The 17,578-nt window shown below is 76.8% G+C and carries 11 protein-coding genes; 8 read left to right on the plus strand and 3 right to left on the minus strand.

The genetic code is table 11. From position 1 onward, the window contains the following. Window positions 1-30 precede the first annotated feature (30 nt). Together AC2TEW_RS06400 and AC2TEW_RS06405 are read left to right on the plus strand one after the other, a co-directional pair. Entirely contained in the window at window positions 31-435 is a 405-nt protein-coding gene (locus AC2TEW_RS06400) for a hypothetical protein (protein ID WP_484622332.1), read from the plus strand. Window positions 436-753: 318 nt separating this feature from the next. After that, a complete protein-coding gene (locus AC2TEW_RS06405) occupies window positions 754-1,254 on the plus strand; it encodes a sigma-70 family RNA polymerase sigma factor (RefSeq protein ID WP_484622333.1) in 501 nt (166 codons plus the stop codon). Here the strand turns inward: AC2TEW_RS06405 and AC2TEW_RS06410 are convergent. Continuing rightward, window positions 1,182-4,055, minus strand: a complete 2,874-nt coding sequence (locus AC2TEW_RS06410; protein WP_484622334.1) for an AfsR/SARP family transcriptional regulator — start codon at window positions 4,053-4,055, stop codon at window positions 1,182-1,184. The two genes, AC2TEW_RS06405 and AC2TEW_RS06410, sit on opposite strands and share 73 nt — an antisense overlap. Before the next feature lie 316 nt (window positions 4,056-4,371). Here AC2TEW_RS06410 and AC2TEW_RS06415 point away from each other — a divergent pair, with 316 nt between their 5' ends. The 3 genes from AC2TEW_RS06415 to AC2TEW_RS06425 all read left to right on the plus strand — a co-directional run bounded on the left by AC2TEW_RS06415 (window position 4,372) and on the right by AC2TEW_RS06425 (window position 11,388). Further along, window positions 4,372-6,942: an AfsR/SARP family transcriptional regulator gene (locus tag AC2TEW_RS06415; protein ID WP_484622335.1), complete on the plus strand. Its 2,571-nt coding sequence runs from the start codon at window positions 4,372-4,374 to the stop codon at window positions 6,940-6,942. A gap of 16 nt (window positions 6,943-6,958) precedes the next feature. Continuing rightward, window positions 6,959-9,712: an AfsR/SARP family transcriptional regulator gene (locus AC2TEW_RS06420; protein WP_484622336.1), complete on the plus strand. Its 2,754-nt coding sequence runs from the start codon at window positions 6,959-6,961 to the stop codon at window positions 9,710-9,712. 155 nt (window positions 9,713-9,867) lie between these two features. Next, complete coding sequence (locus AC2TEW_RS06425) at window positions 9,868-11,388, plus strand: ricin-type beta-trefoil lectin domain protein (protein ID WP_484622337.1); 1,521 nt, start codon at window positions 9,868-9,870, stop codon at window positions 11,386-11,388. A gap of 19 nt (window positions 11,389-11,407) precedes the next feature. Here AC2TEW_RS06425 and AC2TEW_RS06430 read toward each other — a convergent pair whose 3' ends face one another. Next, window positions 11,408-12,241, minus strand: a complete 834-nt coding sequence (locus AC2TEW_RS06430; protein ID WP_484622338.1) for a GntR family transcriptional regulator — start codon at window positions 12,239-12,241, stop codon at window positions 11,408-11,410. 263 nt (window positions 12,242-12,504) lie between these two features. Between AC2TEW_RS06430 and AC2TEW_RS06435 the strand changes: the two genes are divergently transcribed. Further along, window positions 12,505-13,488, plus strand: a complete 984-nt coding sequence (locus AC2TEW_RS06435; protein WP_484622339.1) for an aldo/keto reductase — start codon at window positions 12,505-12,507, stop codon at window positions 13,486-13,488. Window positions 13,489-13,619: 131 nt separating this feature from the next. Continuing rightward, entirely contained in the window at window positions 13,620-14,318 is a 699-nt protein-coding gene (locus AC2TEW_RS06440) for a hypothetical protein (protein WP_484622340.1), read from the plus strand. An 85-nt stretch (window positions 14,319-14,403) separates the two neighbouring features. On the opposite strand, the gene AC2TEW_RS06445 is transcribed toward AC2TEW_RS06440, so the two are convergent. Beyond that, entirely contained in the window at window positions 14,404-15,213 is an 810-nt protein-coding gene (locus AC2TEW_RS06445) for a septal ring lytic transglycosylase RlpA family protein (RefSeq protein WP_484622341.1), read from the minus strand. 383 nt (window positions 15,214-15,596) lie between these two features. On the opposite strand from AC2TEW_RS06445, the gene AC2TEW_RS06450 reads away from it, so the two are divergent. Then, a complete protein-coding gene (locus AC2TEW_RS06450) occupies window positions 15,597-17,567 on the plus strand; it encodes a chitinase (RefSeq protein ID WP_484622342.1) in 1,971 nt (656 codons plus the stop codon). The last annotated feature ends 11 nt before the right edge of the window (window positions 17,568-17,578 follow it).

Raw genomic sequence — 17,578 nt, forward strand, 5'->3', positions numbered from 1 at the left:
GGCTTCCGGAGCGGTGGCATGCTGGCGGTCATGGTGGACCACGACAGGCACGGTGAGGACGAGGAGACGGCGCGTCGGCTGATCGCCTCCTGGCTCGCGGACGGCGAGGACGGGAACCCGGGCGACCCCGGCGGCGGGACGGGCGGTGCCGCGGCCGCGCCCACCGGACTGGCCGTGCCGCCCGCCGCGGCCCGGGAGGTCATCGCCACCGCGCGGCGACTGGCCGTCCAGGGCCTGGCCGGACGGCCCTGGCCGGTACCGCCCGCCGACTTCCGCCTGATCGCCGAGGCCCTGGTCGTCGACGAGCACCCGTCGGCGGCCGGCTGGACCGCCCGCGAGCGGGCCGAACTGGCCCGCTGGATCGCCGTCCTGGTGCACCGCTTCGGCGAGGACGGCGTCCAGCGCCTGACCGCCGCGCTGGCCGGCCGCCGCTGACCGCCCGCCGGCGGCCGCCCACCGCTGAGCCCGCCGCTGACCGCCCTCCCACGGCCGCCCGGCCCGGCGGCCGCGTTGGCGGATCATTGGGACCGTGTTGGCGGCGCCTGGAACTGTGGACTCCGTAAGAACGGGGGACCTCCGGCGGCCGGCACGGCCGAGGGTGTCCCCGCGTCAGTTCGACGAACCGGAGCGAAGGGCATGGCCGTGGCCGAGGACGCTACTGCTGCCGAGGGAGCCGCACCGAGCGGTCCGACCGGTCAGGCCGGTCGGACCGGTCGGACCGGTGCGACCCTCGACCAGGAAACCCTGGCGGAGTTGTACCGACTGCACGGGCCGTACCTGCTGCGGGCACTGCTGAGAGTCACCAGCGGGGACCGCGGCAAGGCCGAGGACATCCTCCAGGAGACCTTCCTGCGGGCCTGGAAGAACCCCGCCGCCATCCACCGCGGCCCCGAGCACAGCCGCCCCTGGCTGTTCACGGTCGCCCGGCGGATCGCCATCGACCACTTCCGGATGCAGGCCGCCCGCGCCCAGGAGGTCGCCGACGACTCCCCGGAGGACCACGCCGGCACCCACGACCCCTACGACGAGGTGCTGGCCGCCCGGGACATCGAGGTCGCCATGGCCGAACTGCAGCCGCACCACCGGGACGTCCTGGTCGAACTGCACATGAAGGGCCGGTCGATGGCCGAGGCCGCCCAGGTCCTCGGGGTGCCCGTGGGCACCGTGAAGTCCCGGAACTTCTACGCCGTCAGGGCGCTGCGCCCCATCCTGGAGGCCAGGGGGATGACGGCCGGGATGACCGCCGCACTCTGACCGGGCAGCTCCGCGCGGACCGCCGCCGCCCGCCGGGCCAGCGCCTGCGCCGCGCCGGTGTCGCCGAGTTCGGCGGACAGCCGGGCCGCGGCGTCCAGGTGCCCGGCCGCCTCCGCCGGACGCGCCGAGGCCAGCAGGAAGTCCGCGAACTGCTGCTCCGCCAGCGCGTGCAGGTGCAGCGCCCCCGAGAACCGGCAGCCGGCCAGCGTCTGCCGCCAGGCGTACTCCGCCTCCGGCACGCTGCCCAGCAGGTGCAGGGCGGCCGCCTCGGCGGCCATCGCCTGGAGGTGGAAGGTCGCGTACGGGTGCCCGGCCAGCAGGTCGCGGGCCGCCCGGGCGTACCGCAGGGCACCCGCGCCGTCCCCGGTCCGCACCCGGAGCCGGGCCGCGGTGCTCAGCACGGCCGCGCCGGCCTCCCCGGCGTCCAGCGTCCCCAGCAGGCCCAGCGCCTCCTCCGAGGTGGCCACGGCCGCCGGCAGCTCCCCGTCGTCCGCGAGCGCCAGCGCCAGCACCGTCAGACTGTTCACATGGACCCGCCCGCCGAGCGGCGCGGTCCGCGCCGCGGCCTGCCGGGCCAGCCCCAGCGCCCGCCCGGCCGGACCCCGGCCCGCCAGCGCCCGCGCGGTGGCCGACTCCAGCAGCGCCAGGGACAGCTGGTCCCCGTCCCGGGCGGCCGCCGCCAGCCCGGACCGCAGGCAGCCGAGCCGGTCGGTGAGCCGGCCCGCCGCGTGGTACAGGCAGTTGGCGACCAGCGCCAGCTGCCAGGCCCGCCGGTGCTCGCCCGCCTCGCCGGCCGCCTCCACCAACGCGCGGACCACCGGCTCCTCGCCCGCGAACCAGGCCAGCGCGGCGCGTACGTCCGGCACCACCGGCAGCAGCGGCGGCGCCGCCGGCCCGGGTTCCTCCGGCGCCGCGAACTCCGCCAGGTGCGGCTGCAGCCTGGTCGCCGCCCGCAGCGTCGCCGCCAGGTAGTGGTCGAGCAGCCGGGCCCTGGCCCGCAGCCCCGTCCGCGGCCCCGCCGCGTCCAGCAGCTCCAGCCCGTACGCCCGGACCAGGTCGTGCCGGTGGAAGCGGCCCGGCGCCCGCTCCGTCAGCAGGTGGTACGAGGCCAGCTCGGCGAGCGCCCGGCGGGCCTCGGCCGCGCCGCCGCCCAGCAGCGCCGCGCAGGCCGGCACGTCCACCTCGGTCGCCGGGTGGACGGCCAGCAGCGCCAGCAGCCGGCCGCTGGACGGATCCAGGTGCCGGTACGTCAGATTGAGCGCCGAGCGCACACTCACCCCGCCCTGGGCGTCGAGGGCGGGCAGCCGGGTCCGTTCGTCCGCCAGCTCGGCGACCAGCCCGGCGATGCTCAGCCCGGGCTGCGAGGCGAGCCGGGCGGCCGCGATCCGCAGCGCCAGCGGCAGCCGCCCGCAGAAGGCGGACAGCTGCCCGGCGGCCTCGGCCTCCGCCGCGGTCCGCTCCTCGCCGAGCAGCTGCGCCAGCAGGCCGAGCGCGTCACCGGGCGGCAGAGCCCCGAGCTGCAGCAGCACCGCGCCCTCCGTGACCACCAGGTCCTCCAGCGTCCGGCGGCTGGTCACCACGGTGGCGCAGCCCGGCCCGGCGGGCAGCAGCTCGGCGATGTCGCGGGCGTCCTGCACGTTGTCCAGGACCACCAGCAGACGGCGGTGGCGGGTCAGTTCGCGGTAGCGGGCGGCGCGGCCCGCCGGGTCCTCGGGCACCTCGGACTCGGCGAGCCCCAGGGCCCGCAGGAAGCGCACCAGGACCTCACCCGGGTCGCACGGGCCGGCCGGGTCGAAGCCGCGCAGGTCGCCGTAGAGGTGGCCGTCCGCGAAGCCCGCCGACGCCCGGTGCGCCCACTGGACCGCGGTCGCCGTCTTGCCCACCCCGGCCGGGCCGGTCACCACGGCGATGCCGCCGCCGCTGTCCGCGCCGCACACCTGGTCCAGCCGCCGGGCCTCCTCGGCCCGGCCGACGAAGCCCGGCGACAGCCGCGGCAGCGCGCACTCCAGCCGGCGCACGGCCGCCGCCGGCCGCACCTGCCCGGCCGCCCGGGGCCGGGTGGGCAGTTCGGCGGGCTCGTCGGCGAGCACACCGGCGAACGCCGACCGCAGCGCCGCCCCGGGCAGCAGCCCGAGCTCCGCGGCCAGCCCGGCCCTGACCCGGTGGTAGGCCTCCAGCGCCTCGGCCGGCCGGCCCGCCTGGTGCAGACAGCGCACCAGCAGGGCGGCGGCCGGCTCGTCCAGCCGGTCGGCGTGCACCGCGAGCTCCAGTGCGGGCACGGCGACCGCGCCGCGCCCGGTCCGCAGCAGCCGCTCGGCCCAGCCCGCCAGCGCCCTGCCGCGGTCGCGCTCCAGTTCGGCGGCGAAGGCCCGGCGCAGCCCGGTCTCCGGGAGGTCCGACAGCGGCGGCCCCTGCCACAGGTCGAGCGCCGCGCCCAGCAGCCCGGCCGCGGCGGTGTCGTCCGCCGTCGCCTCGGCCCGGGCCGCCAGCGCCCGGAAGGCGTGCACGTCGACCCGGACCGCGTCACCGAGCAGCAGGTACCCCGGGGCCCGGGTCACCAGCGTCAGCTGGGACCCCGCGAGCAGCTTGCGCAGCGCGGCCACGTGCCCCTGCAGCGCGGCCCTGGCCCGGGGCGGCGGATCGTCGGCCCAGAGCAGCTCGTAGAACCGCTCCACCGGTACGCAGCGGCCCAGTTCGAGGGCCAGCAGGGCCAGGACGGCCCGCCGCTTCGCCCCGCGGACGGCCACCGGGCCGCCGTCCGCGTCCCGGATCTCGGTAGGACCGAGCAGCCGAATACGCATGCGCTCCCCACCCCTGTCAGCCTCGCTGTCGAAGCGCCGGGTGGCAGTCTAACCACGGTACGAGAGCGGACCGCCACATCCCGGAACACCGCCGGTGAACGCCATCCGGCGGGCGAGCCACCCGCGTAGAAGATCGACGGCGGATGAACTCACGGCAAAGAGTTGGGAGCCCCCGAGCCCGCGCCGACGGCCCGGACCGTCGCTTCCCACAAGGAAGTTGACGCAGCTGACGGCGGCCGCGGGACGCTTGGATCAGGTCCGCGGCGGTCCGTATTGTCAGCTCCGTCCACATCGGCAAGCGGCAAGGGGGGCGGACATGCACATCCATCTGCTCGGTCAGGTCGGGCTCCGGGCCGGCGCCGACGGCACGCCGCTGCGGCTGCCCGGATCCCGGCGCACGGCCGTACTCGCGGCCCTGGCCGCCGAGTTGAACCGGGTGGTGCCCGTCGAGCGGCTGCTCGACCTGGTCTGGGACGGCACACCGCCGCCCACCGCGCGCGCCGCCCTGCAGGGGCACGTGGCGGCCGTGCGCCGCGCACTGCCGGGCACCGGGCTCGAGGTGGTCACCCGCGGCGCCGGCTACCTGCTGGCCGGGCACCCCGACACCGTCGACGCCCACCGCTTCGAGCGGCTGTGCGCGCAGGCCGACCGCACCGCGGACGACGAGGCGGCCGTCCGCCTGCTGCGCGAGGCGCTCGCCCTGTGGCAGGGCCCCTGGCCCGGGCCTGCACTGGCCGACTGCGGCTCACGGACCCTGACCGACACCACCGGCCGCGCCTGGCAGGCCGCCCGGCTGATGGCCGCCGAACGCCTCGCCGAAAGGCTGCTGACGGCCGGACGGGGAAGCGAGGCGCTGCCCGAACTGGGCCGGGTGGCCGACGCCGAGCCGCTGCGCGAGTCGGCAGCCGCCCTGCTGGTGGCCTGCCTCGGACAGGCCGGCCGCACCGACGAGGCCGCCACCGCGTACCAGCGGGCCGCCGGCGCCCTGGCGGCAGCCGGCCTGACGCCCGGTCCGCGGCTGCGCGAGGCCGGCGACGCACTGCACCGCACGACGCCCGGCGCCGGGGCGGCGCTCCCGGCGGCCGCACGCGGGTTCGCCGGCCGCGAGCGCGAGCTCGACCGCCTGGACCGCGCCGCCGCCACGGCCGGTGCCCGCCCGCTGCTGCTCACCGGCGCCGCCGGGACCGGCAAGACCGCCCTGGCGCTGGAGTGGGCGCACCGCAACGCAGACCGCTTCCCGGACGGCCGGCACTACCTGGACCTGCGCGGCTCCGGCCACGCCCGGCCCGCCGAACCCCTGTCGCTGCTCGCCGAACTCCTCGGCGCACTCGGAACCGGCGCGGAGGAACTGCCGCGGGGCACCGGGGAACGCGCGGTGCTGCTGCGCCGACTGCTCGCCGACCGCCGGATGCTGCTGATCCTGGACGACGCGGCCGGGTACCGGCAGGTAGAGCCGCTGCTGCCGGGCGCCCCGGGCGTCCTGGTGCTGGTGACCGGCCGCGCACACCTCACGGAGCTGGTGGTCCGGGAGGCCGGACTGCCGCTGCCGCTGGAGCCGTTGGGCGGGGACGAGTCTGCGGGCCCGCCGGGAGGGCGGGCCGAGGCGGCCCCCGGGAACGAGTCCGACGGGCTCGGCCGGCCTGACGGGTTCGACGAGCCTGATGCGCCGGTGGCGCCGCTGTGCCGGGTGGCGGGGACGGAGTGGGCCGACGCCGACGCCGACGCCGACGCCGACGCGGTACCGGCCGAGGACGGGTGGCCGGTCGGGCCGAGCGAGTGGCTGCTGCGCGCACTGCGGGCGGCGGCCGACCGGTCGGACACCGCAGCCGGTGACCCACTCGCCGACCCGGTCGCGGCGATGTCCGGGGTGCCCGCCGACGACGGCCTGATCGGCATCGTCGGAGACGTCGTTGACGAGGTGTCCGGCGAACCGCCGGCGGAGCCGGACGGTGGGACGCCCTCCGTGGCGCTCGTTCGTGGCGCGGCGGCGACGGCCGGGCCTGCGGCCGGGCCCGCGGCCGGTGGGCGTCGGGCGATGGCGGCTCGGGCGGTCGGTGAGGTCTGCGGTGGGTGGCCGGCGGAACCGGGCAGTGGAGCGGCCCTCGGGGTGCCCGCCGACGGCCGGCGGGTGGCGGCTGCGCCGCCGGTGGGTCCGGTGTCCGGTGCGGTAGCCGTCGGGCCGCCCCGCCGGATGTCCGGCCCGTCGGTGGGCGAGGCGTCCGGCGCGGTGTCCGACCGTTGGGGCCGGGCCGCCGGTCCGGTGGCGGGTGGCGGCCCGATCGTCAGGGTCCCGGCGCCCGCGGCGCGTTGTGCGGAACCGGACCCGGACCCGGCGGCCGAGCGGCCGGCCGGGCTGCCCGGTGGGTTCCCCGGTTCCGGGGCGGGCGGCCACGTCGGCGCCGTACCGGCCGAGCGGGCGGCTGTGCTGCGGCCCACCGCCGCCGACGGCGTTCCGCAGGAGCGGGTGCGGCCCACGGCCGGCCGGCCGGGCGCGGGCGGGTCCGGCCCGCTGCCCCGGCGTGGCCCGCGGCCCGGTGCGGGTGGCCGTTCCGGCGGGCCCGGTGCCCGTTCTCGTCGAGGAGCTTTCCGGCGGCCGCCCGGCCGTCCGCGGCCGTGCCCGCCCGCACCGGGCAGCCGCCGGGCCACCCGGCATGCTGCCCGGACGGTCGCCGTGGCGGCGGCCGGGCAGGACATCGTGGGCATGATGCTGCATCAATTCGCCGTTGTCGCTACGGTACTGACCGAGCCGGGCCGCACCGACGACGCAGCGGCCGCTCCGCGTACGGCGATCGGCGTCCCCGCCGCCCGGGGGCGCCCCACCGGCGGCCCGCGCACCGGGCCGGCGGGACCGGAGCGGTGCCGGCCCCCGCGCAGCAGAACCACTTGAGCCACAGGATCCCGCCATGCGAATCAACCTGCTCACCGACCTCGAACTGCGGTGCGCGGACGGGACCGAGCTCGCGGTGGCCACGCCCAAGCGGCGCACCCTGCTCACCGTGCTCGCCCTCGAGCTGAACCGGGCCGTCCCCACCGACCACCTGGTCGACGCCCTGTGGGGCGACACCGCTCCGCCCACCGCCCGGGCCGCCCTCCAGGGCCACGTCGCCGCCCTGCGCAAGCAGCTCGACGGCGCCCGTCTGCGCCTGGTCACCCGGGATTCCGGGTACTCCCTGGTGGGGGCGACGGATTCGGTGGACGTGCACGAGTTCGCCGACCTGGTGAACGCCGCCGCCGACCTCGCCGACCCGGCCGCCGCCGCGGTCCTGCGCACCGCGCTGGCGCTGTGGCGCGGCCCCTGGGAGCCCGAGGACGCGCCCGGTCCGCTCCCCGCGGACGCGGCCCGCCGGCTGCGCGGGAGCAGGCTGCGCGCCCTGGAACGGTACGCCGAGACGCTGCTGCGGCTCGACCGGTCCGCCGAGGCGCTGGACGAACTGACCGCCGCGGTCGCCGCGGCACCCCGCCGCGAGCCGACGGTGGCCCTGCTGATGCTCTGCCTGGACCGGGCCGGCCGGGCCGGCGAGGCGCTCGCCGTGTACCGCCGTACCGTCGCCGCGCTGGAGGAGGAGCTCGGCATCGGCCCGGGCCGGGTGCTGCTCGCCGCCCACGAGCAGGTCCTGGCGGCCGCCCGGCCCCGCCCGGCCGCCGCCCGGCCGGGTCCGGTGCCGTGCGGACTGCCCCGGGCCGGCCGCGGGTTCGCCGGGCGGGCGGCGGACCTGGCCCGGCTCGACGAGGCGGCCGCCCGGCCCGGCCGGACGGCGGTCCTGGTCCGCGGTGCGGCCGGGGTCGGCAAGACCGGCCTGGCGCTGGAGTGGGCGCACCGCAACGCCGACCGCTTCCCGGACGGCCGGCTCTTCGTCAACCTGCGCGGTTTCGACGAGTCGGGGCCGCTGGATCCGCGGGAGGCGCTCGGGCGGCTGCTGCGCTCGCTGGAGGTGCCCGAGGACACGCTGCCGGTGTCCACCGCCGGACGCTCGGCGCTGCTGCGCGAGCTGCTGGCGGGGCGGCGGATGCTGGTGGTGCTGGACAACGTCCGCGACCACGCCCAGGCCGAACCACTGGTCGTGGACTGCCCCGAGGTGCTGACCCTGGTCACCAGCCGCAGCCGGCTGGACGGGGTCGACTGCCCCGGCGCGGTCCGGCTGACCCTGGACGTTCTCGGCCGCCGCGAGGCGCTGGACCTGCTGTCGCGGGTGGTCGACCCGGCCCGGCTGGCGGCCGAACCGGCCGCCGCCGACCGCATCGTCGACCTCTGCGGCGGCCTGCCGCTCGCCCTGCGGATCGCCGCCGCCCGCCTGGCCTCCCGTCCGGGCTGGCCGCTGACCGCGCTCGCCGAGGAACTCGCCGACGAGCAGACGGCGCTGCCCGCGCTCACCACCGGCGGCGACCTCGGGGTCGCCTCGGCGCTGGCGCTCAGCTGCCGGGCGCTGTCGGCGCCCGCCGCCCGGCTGTTCGCCCTGCTCGGTCTGCACGCCGGGCCGGCGGTCTGCCCGCACACGGTCGCGGCGCTCGGCGGGCTGGACGCCGGGCGGGCGGCCCGGCTGCTGGGCGAGCTGGGCGACGCCCACCTGGTCGAGGAGTCGGCGCCCGGCCTGTTCGCCCGGCACGACCTGGTCAGGCTCTACACCCGTGAGCTGGCGGAGGCGCTGCCGGCCGCGGAGCGCCGGGCCGCCGCCGAGCGGCTGCTCGGCTACCACCGCGCCGTGGTCACCGCGGTGACGACGGCGCTCGGCCGGCCGCGGCAGCCGGTCCGGGATCCCGGACCGCCGCCGCCCGGCGGCCTCCCGGTCCTGGACGGGCCGGGGAAGGCGCTGGAACTGTTCGGCCGCGAGGAGCGGGCGATCCGCGCCGCCGCCCGGGAGGGCGCCCGCCACGGCCTCGGCGGCGCGGTGTGGCTGCTGGCGTACGAGGCGGCGCCGGCCTACTTCCACGACGGCGGGCTGCTCGCCGAGTGGGAGCAGCTGGCGCGGACGGCGCTGGCCGCCGCGGAGGACTCGGACAGTCTGGAGGGCCGGGTCTGGATGACCAGCGACCTCGGGATGATCCTGGGCGAGCGTGAGCAGCCCGCCGAGCAGGCCGGGCTGCTGGAGCGGGCGGTGGTGCTGGCCGAACGCCTGGGCCGGCGCCGGCCGCTGGTGCGCTGCCTGAGCGTGCTGGCCGCCGCCCTCTACGAACTCGGCGACGCGAAGCGGGCGTTGCTGCTGCTGGAGCGGCTGGTGGAGACCGAACGGGCCGCGGGGGACCACCGTTCGGCCGGGGTCCAGCTGAACAACCTGGCGGAGTGCCGGATGGCGCTGGGCGAGCTGCCGGCGGCGCTGGCGGCGGCGGAGGAGTCGGCCGCGCTGCTGGCGGCGGGGCCGGACCCGGCGCTGTCGATCACGCTCGGCACGCTCGCGCAGGTACGGGCCGGGCTCGGGCTGGTGGACGAGGCGCTGGCGGTGGTCCTGGAGGCGCTGCGGCTGGACCGGGAACGCCGTGACCACCGGCAGGAGGCCGACCACCTGGTCCAGGCCGGGGAGTTGCTCGCCCGGCTGGGGCGGGACCGGGAGGCCGCCGAGCACTACCGGCAGGCGCTGGAGGCCTGCGAGCGGCACGGTGGCCAACTCGACGGCGTGCGGGCCAGGTTGGCGGAGATCGGCCGGGCCGCAGCCGGCCGGTGAACCGGATCGGGGCCGGGGGCCGTTGACTCAAGTGCGGTGCCGCCGCCGGCGCCCGTCCCCCTGTAAGGGCGCCGGCGGTACCGCGAGCAGGACCACCGGAGAGATTCTGACCACTGGTATTGACCGGTGGTCAATCCAAGGTCAGGATTCCGCACATGAAATCTCCCCTCTTCCGGCGTGCGACCTCGGTCGCGGCCAGTGCCCTCGCGGTCGCCGGCACCTTCGCCGTCGCCGCGCCCCGCCCGGCCGACGCCAACCAGCCCGCCGCCGCCCGCCCGGCCGCCGCCCCGGCCGCCGGCACCCCGGTCGCGGTCCAGGAGTGGCTCTACCCCGGCGTCTTTGGCTCGGTGGCCTGCAGCGCCCCGGCCGAGTACGCCGACAACCGGGTGAAGAACGGCGTCCTCAAGCCCGAGTACTACGCCATCAACGCCTCCGGTCAGGCGGTGCTGCTCCCCGCCACCGACCCGGCGTACGCGTGCAACGGCTACAGCGCGGCCAACGCCGCGGACGTGAAGGCGCACTCGGCGCGGCAGTTCATGACGGTGTCGCTGGCGGACCTGGCGGCCGAGCGCAAGCTGACCGGTGACCCGGCGAAGAAGGCGGCGGCGGTGACGACGCTGGCGGACTTCACCCGGCAGATCGGCTTCACCGGCGTCGACATCGACTTCGAGAACTACTGGGAGTGGAACGAGCAGGACGCGGCGAACTTCTTCTCCTTCCTGCACGACCTCGCCGACGGGCTGCACGCGCGCGGCCTGCAGCTCCAGGTGGAGGGCCCGCCGGACACCACCACCCGGTTCGACTACGGCCAGGCGCTGGAGGTGGGGGCGGACCAGGTGGTGATGATGGTCTACGACCTGGAGTACCAGTCGCCGAAGGGGGCGACCTGCCTGCCGTTCGCACCGTTCGACTGGATGAAGGACCTGGTCTCGGGCGCCCTGGCGCAGATCCCCGCGGACCGGCGCTCGCGCTTCGTGGCGGGCCTGCCGTCCGAGGCGTACACCGCGTCCGACCAGTGCCGGACCATCGTGGGCAACCAGACGGTGGCGGACATGCGCAAGGCGCCGGGCTGGTCGGAGGACCCGGCGGTGGTGGCGCAGCGGCGGGATCCCGCTTCGGGTGAGATCCGCTGGAGCTCGGGCGGGAAGTTCTACGACTACGTGGACCAGGTGGCCCTGGACGCCAAGCTGAAGGTGGTCCGTGACCTGGGCGTGTCCGAGGTCTCGGTGTGGGCGCTGGGCGGCGGCAACGCCTGGTTCTCCGCGGGCGCGCTGGGCGGCGGCACCGGTCCGGCGGCCAGCTCGCTGGTGTCGAAGGCGTCCGGCCGCTGCCTGAACGCGCCGTCGGCCGCCAACTCGACCCGGCTGGAGGTGCGGGACTGCGACGGCTCGGCCGGGCAGCGGATCGCGGCGCAGCCGGACGGGACGCTGCAGGTGCAGGGCAAGTGCGTGGACGCCTCCGGACGCAGGACCGCGCCCGAGACCCCGGTGATCCTCTACACCTGCAACGGCGGCGCCAACCAGCAGTGGACGTCCAGGGCCGACGGATCGGTGGTCGGGGCGCAGTCCGGGCTGTGCCTGGACGTGATCGGCGGCGCGGTGCCGGCGCCGAACGGCACCAAGCTGGAGCTGTGGCCCTGCACCGGCCAGGACAACCAGCTGTGGAGCCGGGCCTGACCCGGTGAGAGCCGCGGGTTCAGCCGAGGAAGGGGTCGGCGGGCAGCGCGTCCGGCCCGGGGCCGGCGGTCGCCCAGCCGCCGGACAGCACGCGGCCCGGCCCGCCGCCGCGGGCCAGCGACAGCCGGGACACCACCCGGTAGCGGTCGCCGCGGTAGACGGAGCGGGTGAACTCCACCACCGCGCCGGACTCGTCCTCGGTGACCCGCTCGAACAGCAGCGCCGGGAAGTGCGCCGGGACGTCGAGGAGTTCGGCCTCCTGCTCGTCGGTGACGGTCGGCTCGATGGTCTGCACCGCCTCGGCCACGCCGATGCCGTAGCGGCGCTCCAGCAGCTCGTAGAAGGAGTTCTCCTCCAGGTCCCGGGCGGTGAGACCGGGGACGGCGGACTCCGGGACGTACAGCGTCTCCACCGACATCGGCTGGCCGTCGACCAGCCGGAGCCGGGTGATCCGCAGCACCGGCGAGGAGGGCGCCAGCCGCAGCCGGCGGCCCACCCGGGCGCCGGCGCTGATCCGGGTGAAGTCCACCGTCCGGCTGGTCCAGGAGCCGGCGGCCCCGGCGGTCCTGGGCAGGGCCGGGGCACCGGCCGGCGTCAGCGGCTGGGCGATCTTCGGCTGGCCCACGAACACTCCCTGTCCCTGGCGGCGGACCAGCAGACCGTCGCGGACCAGGTCGTCCACCACCGCCCGCAGCGTCGGCCGCGAGACGTCCAGATCGGCACAGAGCCGGCGCTCGGACGGGATCGCGTCGCCGTGCCCGAGGGTCTCCACCAGGTCGAGCAGATGGTCACGGATGCGCGTGCGCTTCGCCGAGGTCCGGGAGTGCTCCCGCTCGGCCGCCTCATCGGTCACGACTGCTTGCTCCTCACCGGCTGTCATCGGGTCGATGGTGCCGCTAGAAGTTACCATTGGTCAAACTATGGCGGATCGATCGTGACGCTGGTAAGAATTCTCTCGGCCCCGCGGTACGGCCCCGAAGCGCCGACGCGAAGCACTCCTGATTCTCCCTGCCCACGCCTGCCGACGTGCCGCGGCCCCCGGGTGATCCCCCTTCCCCGCCCCGCGCGCGGAAGGCCCCTCCCCTGACGACCGACCAAGAAGGCGCCACCACCACCATGGAGTACACCCGCCTCGGCCGTACCGGCCTGTCCGTCTCCCGGCTCTGCCTCGGCACCATGAACTTCGGCGCCCGCACCGGCGAGGCCGACGCCCACCGGATCCTGGACGCCGCCCACGAAGCCGGCATCAACCTGGTCGACACCGCCGACGTCTACGGCTGGACCGTCACCAAAGGCCTCACCGAAGAGATCATCGGCAACTGGTTCGCCCGGGGCGGCGGCCGCCGCGAACGCACCGTCCTCGCCACCAAGGGCTACGGCACCATGCCCGAACTCGGCGAGGGCTGGCCCAACAGCGGGCGGCTGTCCGCCCTGCACATCCGGCACGCCGTCGACGCCAGCCTGCGCCGGCTGCGCACCGACCACATCGACCTCTACCAGATGCACCACATCGACCGGACCACCCCCTGGGACGAGATCTGGCAGGCCATGGAGGTGCTGATCGCCCAGGGCAAGATCCTCTACGTCGGCTCCAGCAACTTCGCCGGCTGGCACATCGCCACCGCCCAGGCCGCCGCCGCCGGCCGCGGCCTGCTCGGCCTGGTCAGCGAGCAGTCCGTCTACAACCTGCTGGAGCGCACGGTGGAGAGCGAACTCATCCCCGCCGCCCGGCACCACGGCCTCGGCCTGCTGCCGTACTCACCGCTCGGCGGGGGCCTGCTCGGCGGAATCCTGCGCAGCACCGCCGACGGCGGCCGGCGCACCGACGAGACCCTGCGCGCCAAGGCCGACGGACTGCGGACCCGGCTCACCGCGTACGAGGAGTTCTGCGACGGCCTGGGACTGCCGCCGGGCCGGGTCGCCCTCGCCTGGCTGCTCCACCGCACCGCCGTCACCGCCCCGATCATCGGCCCGCGAACACTGGAACAGCTCCGGACCGGCCTCGCCGCCCTCACCGTCGAACTCGACGACGCGGCGCTCGCCCGCCTCGACGAGATCTTCCCCCCGCACCCCGAGGCCCCGGAGTCCTACGCCTGGTGACCGCCGCAGGCCGGAGCCGCCCAACCCCACCCGCCGGCGGCGCACTTGGACCCGAGCGGGGCCGGCAGCCACCCACTACGCTCACCCCGGGCACCCCCGGGGAACCGGGTGCCGGAATCCTTGGGGGAGACATGGTGGGACCGTCCGTACGACGGAGCGTGGGGCCGGCCGCGGCCGCAGTGCTGCTGCTGGGGGCGGTGGCGTGCTCCGGGCAGCCGGCCACCGGGCAGCCGGCCACCGGCCGGCCGGCGGCGGCTGAGGGCTCGGCCACGGGCTCGGCCACGGGCCCCGCTCCCGGCCCGTCGACCGGGCGGCTCTCGCCCGCCCGGATCGAGCAGACCGTACGGGAGGCGGCCACCGGCGCGAACGCACCGGCGGGCCCGCTGACCCCGGTGTACCAGCGTCCCGACGTCGAAGGCTTCCTCTGGCGCCCGGCAGGGGACGGAGACCAGCTCTGCCTGGGGTTCTACTTCCTCGGAGAGACCGAGATCGAATGCGGCGACCGGCTCCCGAGCGGTGACACCCCGACGGTGGCCGTGCTGCGCGGACCGCAGACGCTGGCGGACTGGGTGATGATCCTGGTCGCCGACCTCGAAGAACTCCACGGCCTCTCGTGCGGCGGCACGCCGCTCACCGTGACCGAGGTGGCCCGGGTCCCGCTCGCCAAGGGCACCCGGACCATCTACACGGTCACCTCGCCCTGGATGCCCTACGGCACGTTCAAGGCCGAACTCTCCGGCCCCACCGGCACGAGCGTCGCGGACATCACCTCGGCCGAATCGGACACGCAGGGCCTGGCGGATGTCTCCTGGAGCAAGGCCTGCACCTGAGCCGGCAGCCCGAGGGTGGCACCGGCACCCGGCACCGGCACCCCGCGGTGCCGCCCCGCCCGGCACGAGCCGGGCACTCCGGTGGTCAGGAGCCCTGACGGGCCGCGATGAGCCGCTGCTGCGCCTCGATCGCCCGGCGCTGCTCGTCGATCATCCGCTGCTGGGTGTCGATCATCGCCTGGAGCTGGTGCTGCCACTCCTGCTGCCACCACTGCGCGTCGTGGGTCGCGGTCGCGGACGCGGGCGCGGTCGCGGACGGGGGCGCCGGCGTGGTCACCGCCGTCGGCGTCCCGGTGGGCGTGGGGGTGGGGCCGGCCGTCGCAGTGGGGGCCGGTGCGGGGGCGGCCGTGGCGTCCGGCGTGCCGGTGGCGTCCGTCGGGTCCGTCGCGTCCGGGGTGCTGCCGCTGCCCGGCGCGCAGTCGGCCATCGAGATCGGCCGGAAGCCCGGCTGCCGGGCCGTCAAGGGGGTGCCCGGGGGCACCGGTTCGACCCGGACGTCGACCAGGCCCGAGCACAGGTCCGCGCCGAGCGCGTGGAAGGCACCGGCGGACAGGTCGAGGCAGCGGTGCCCCGGGTCGGTGAACGGGCCGCGGTCGGTGACCTTCACCGTCACCGAACGGTGCGAACGCCGGTCGGTGACCTCGACCACCGTGCCGAACGGCAAGGTGCGGCTGGCCGCGGTCATCGCCGCCGCACGGAAGGGCTCCCCGCTCGCGGTGGCGGCCCCCTCGACCCCCTCGTCGGTGGCCCCGTACCAGGACGCCGTGCAGTCCTGGGCCGGCGGCAGCGCCGCCTCGGCCCCGGACGGCAGCAGCACGGCCGCACCCGCCCCGCCCACGGCGGTCGCCACCAGCGCGGCCTGCCAGCGCCTCTTCGGGAGTCGTCTGCGTCCCATGGCTCCGCCTCTCCAGGCTGCCGAAGGTCCGGTCCTGGCACCTCGCCGGGCCGCGTCCCCGCCGGAGGAACGGGCGCCCGGCCGGACCGGGTTCACCGGTGTCCCGGGAGGCGCGCGGAGTTGACGGCCCGTCGGCTGAACCGGCTGCGCCCCGCGGCCCGTTCCTCCAGCTGAGGACTCCTCCGGAACGCGGACGGGCCCACGGCCGGCCGTGGGCGGATCTGCCGTCGGACGGCGGCGATCCGCGGCCCGGGCCGGATCCCCGGACCCCGGCGGGAGTCGGAACGGCGTCCGGGGAGTGCCCTTGTGGGAGGGCATTCCCCGGACGCGCCCGCGCCGGCCGGCCGGCACGTCAGCCCTTGTCCCCTCTCAGGAGAATCCTCATGACCAGACATCGGCTCAGCCGCCGGCGCCGGATCGCGGCCGCGGCCACCGCTCTCGCGGCCGGCGGCGTCCTCGTGGTCGCGCAGAACTACGCCCCCGCCGCCACCAGCGACCCGGTCGGCCTCAACGCGGTCTACGAGTACCTGGGCTGGGGGAACGCGCCCGACCCGGCCGCCGTGATGAAGGCCACCGGCCTCAAGCAGTTCACCCTCGCCTTCGTGCTGGCGGGCAAGGACGGCGCCTGCGAGCCCCGCTGGGACGGCGACCGGGCGCTCACCGGCGACAAGGAGGAGGCCGGGATCAAGGCGATCCGGGCCGCCGGCGGTGATGTGGTGGCCTCGTTCGGCGGCTGGGACGGCGCAAAGCTCGGCGAGAAGTGCGGCAGCGCCGCCGACCTCGCCGCCGCGTACCAGAAGGTGATCGACGCGTACGGGCTCAAGGCGATCGACATCGACATCGAGGGCTCCGAGCTGGAGACCCCCGCGGTCCGGCAGCGCGTCGTCGACGCCCTGAAGACCGTCAAGGACCGCAACCAGGGCCTGCGGGTCTACGTCACCTTCACCGCCAACCCCGACGGCCCCGACGCCAACGGGACCGACATGATCGCCATGGGGGCCAAAGCCGGGCTGGAGGTGGACGGTTGGACCGTGATGCCGTTCGACTTCGACAGCCACACCGGCACCATGGCGGACGCCTCCGCCTCCGCCCTCACCGCCCTGCAGAAGGTGGTGGCCGGCGCGTACGGCTACGACGCCGACAAGGCCTGGCGGCACACCGGCCTGTCCACCATGATCGGGCGCACCGACCAGACCGGCGAGCAGGTCTCGGTCGCCGACCTCACCACGATGCGGAACTTCGCCGCCACCCACCACCTGGCCCGCTTCACCTTCTGGGCGGTCAACCGCGACCGCGCCTGCGCCGGGGCGTACGACGCGGCGTCCTCGGCCGTGTGCAGCGGCGTCGCCCAGGGCGAGTACGAGTACACCAAGGTGGTGGCCGGCTTCCACGCGGACTCGGTGCCGGGCGACCCGGCCTGTACCACCCCGACCGCCACCACCGGCGCGACCGCCACCGCGACGGGAGCGCCGGGCGGGGACCCGAGTACCTCCGCCTCGGCGAGCCCGTCGGCGGGGAAGTCCAAGTCGAAGAGCCCCAAGCCATCGGCCTCACCCACCACGGCCAAGCCCGCGGACGACGAGGACGAGGACGGGGGTGACGCCTCCGACGCGCCGAAGCAGGCGCGGACCGCGGAGACCAAGCGCACCGCCCAGCGCATCCAGGAGCAGCCCGGTGTCCCCGCCGACCAGGACGAGGGCGACGACGAGGGCGACGAGGACGGCGACGACGGCGACCAGCAGCAGGCGGACGAGACCCCGTCGGCCTCGCCCTCGGCCTCGCCCTCGACTTCCGCGTCCGCGTCCACGTCGGCGTCTGCGTCTGCGTCGGCCTCCTCGTCCTCGTCCGCCTCCGCCTCCGCGTCCGCGGGCCCGACGTCGGACTGCGCCAGTCCGACGGCCGGTCCCTCCGCCGGCGGGTCGTCCGCACCGGCGACCCACTCCGCCACGCCCGCCCCCACCGCGACGGCGACCAAGCCGGAGGAGTGCACCGCACCAGGCTCCACCTGCGCCACGCACACCGCCACGGCTGCCCCCCGCCCCTCCGGGACCGCCACGGCCACCGCCACGGCAACCCCCACCGCCACGCCCACGGCGACCCCGAGCGCGGCCGACCCCGCGCCGGTGACCGCCACCCCGACGGTCACTCCCACGGCCACCTCCACCGCCACCCCGACCGCCGCCAGGCCCACCACGGCGGGACCGGCGGACGGCAAGGACGGCGACCGGTCGCTCGCCTCGACCGGCGGCGGTGACACCACCAGCGTGGTCGTCGCGGGTGCGGGTGCGCTGCTCCTGATCGGCGGCGGTTTCGGTCTCGCCGGTGCCCGCCGCCGACGCCGGGCCGCCGAGTAGCCACCGGCGGC

This window comes from Kitasatospora sp. NEAU-CNBT7 (assembly GCF_057220535.1).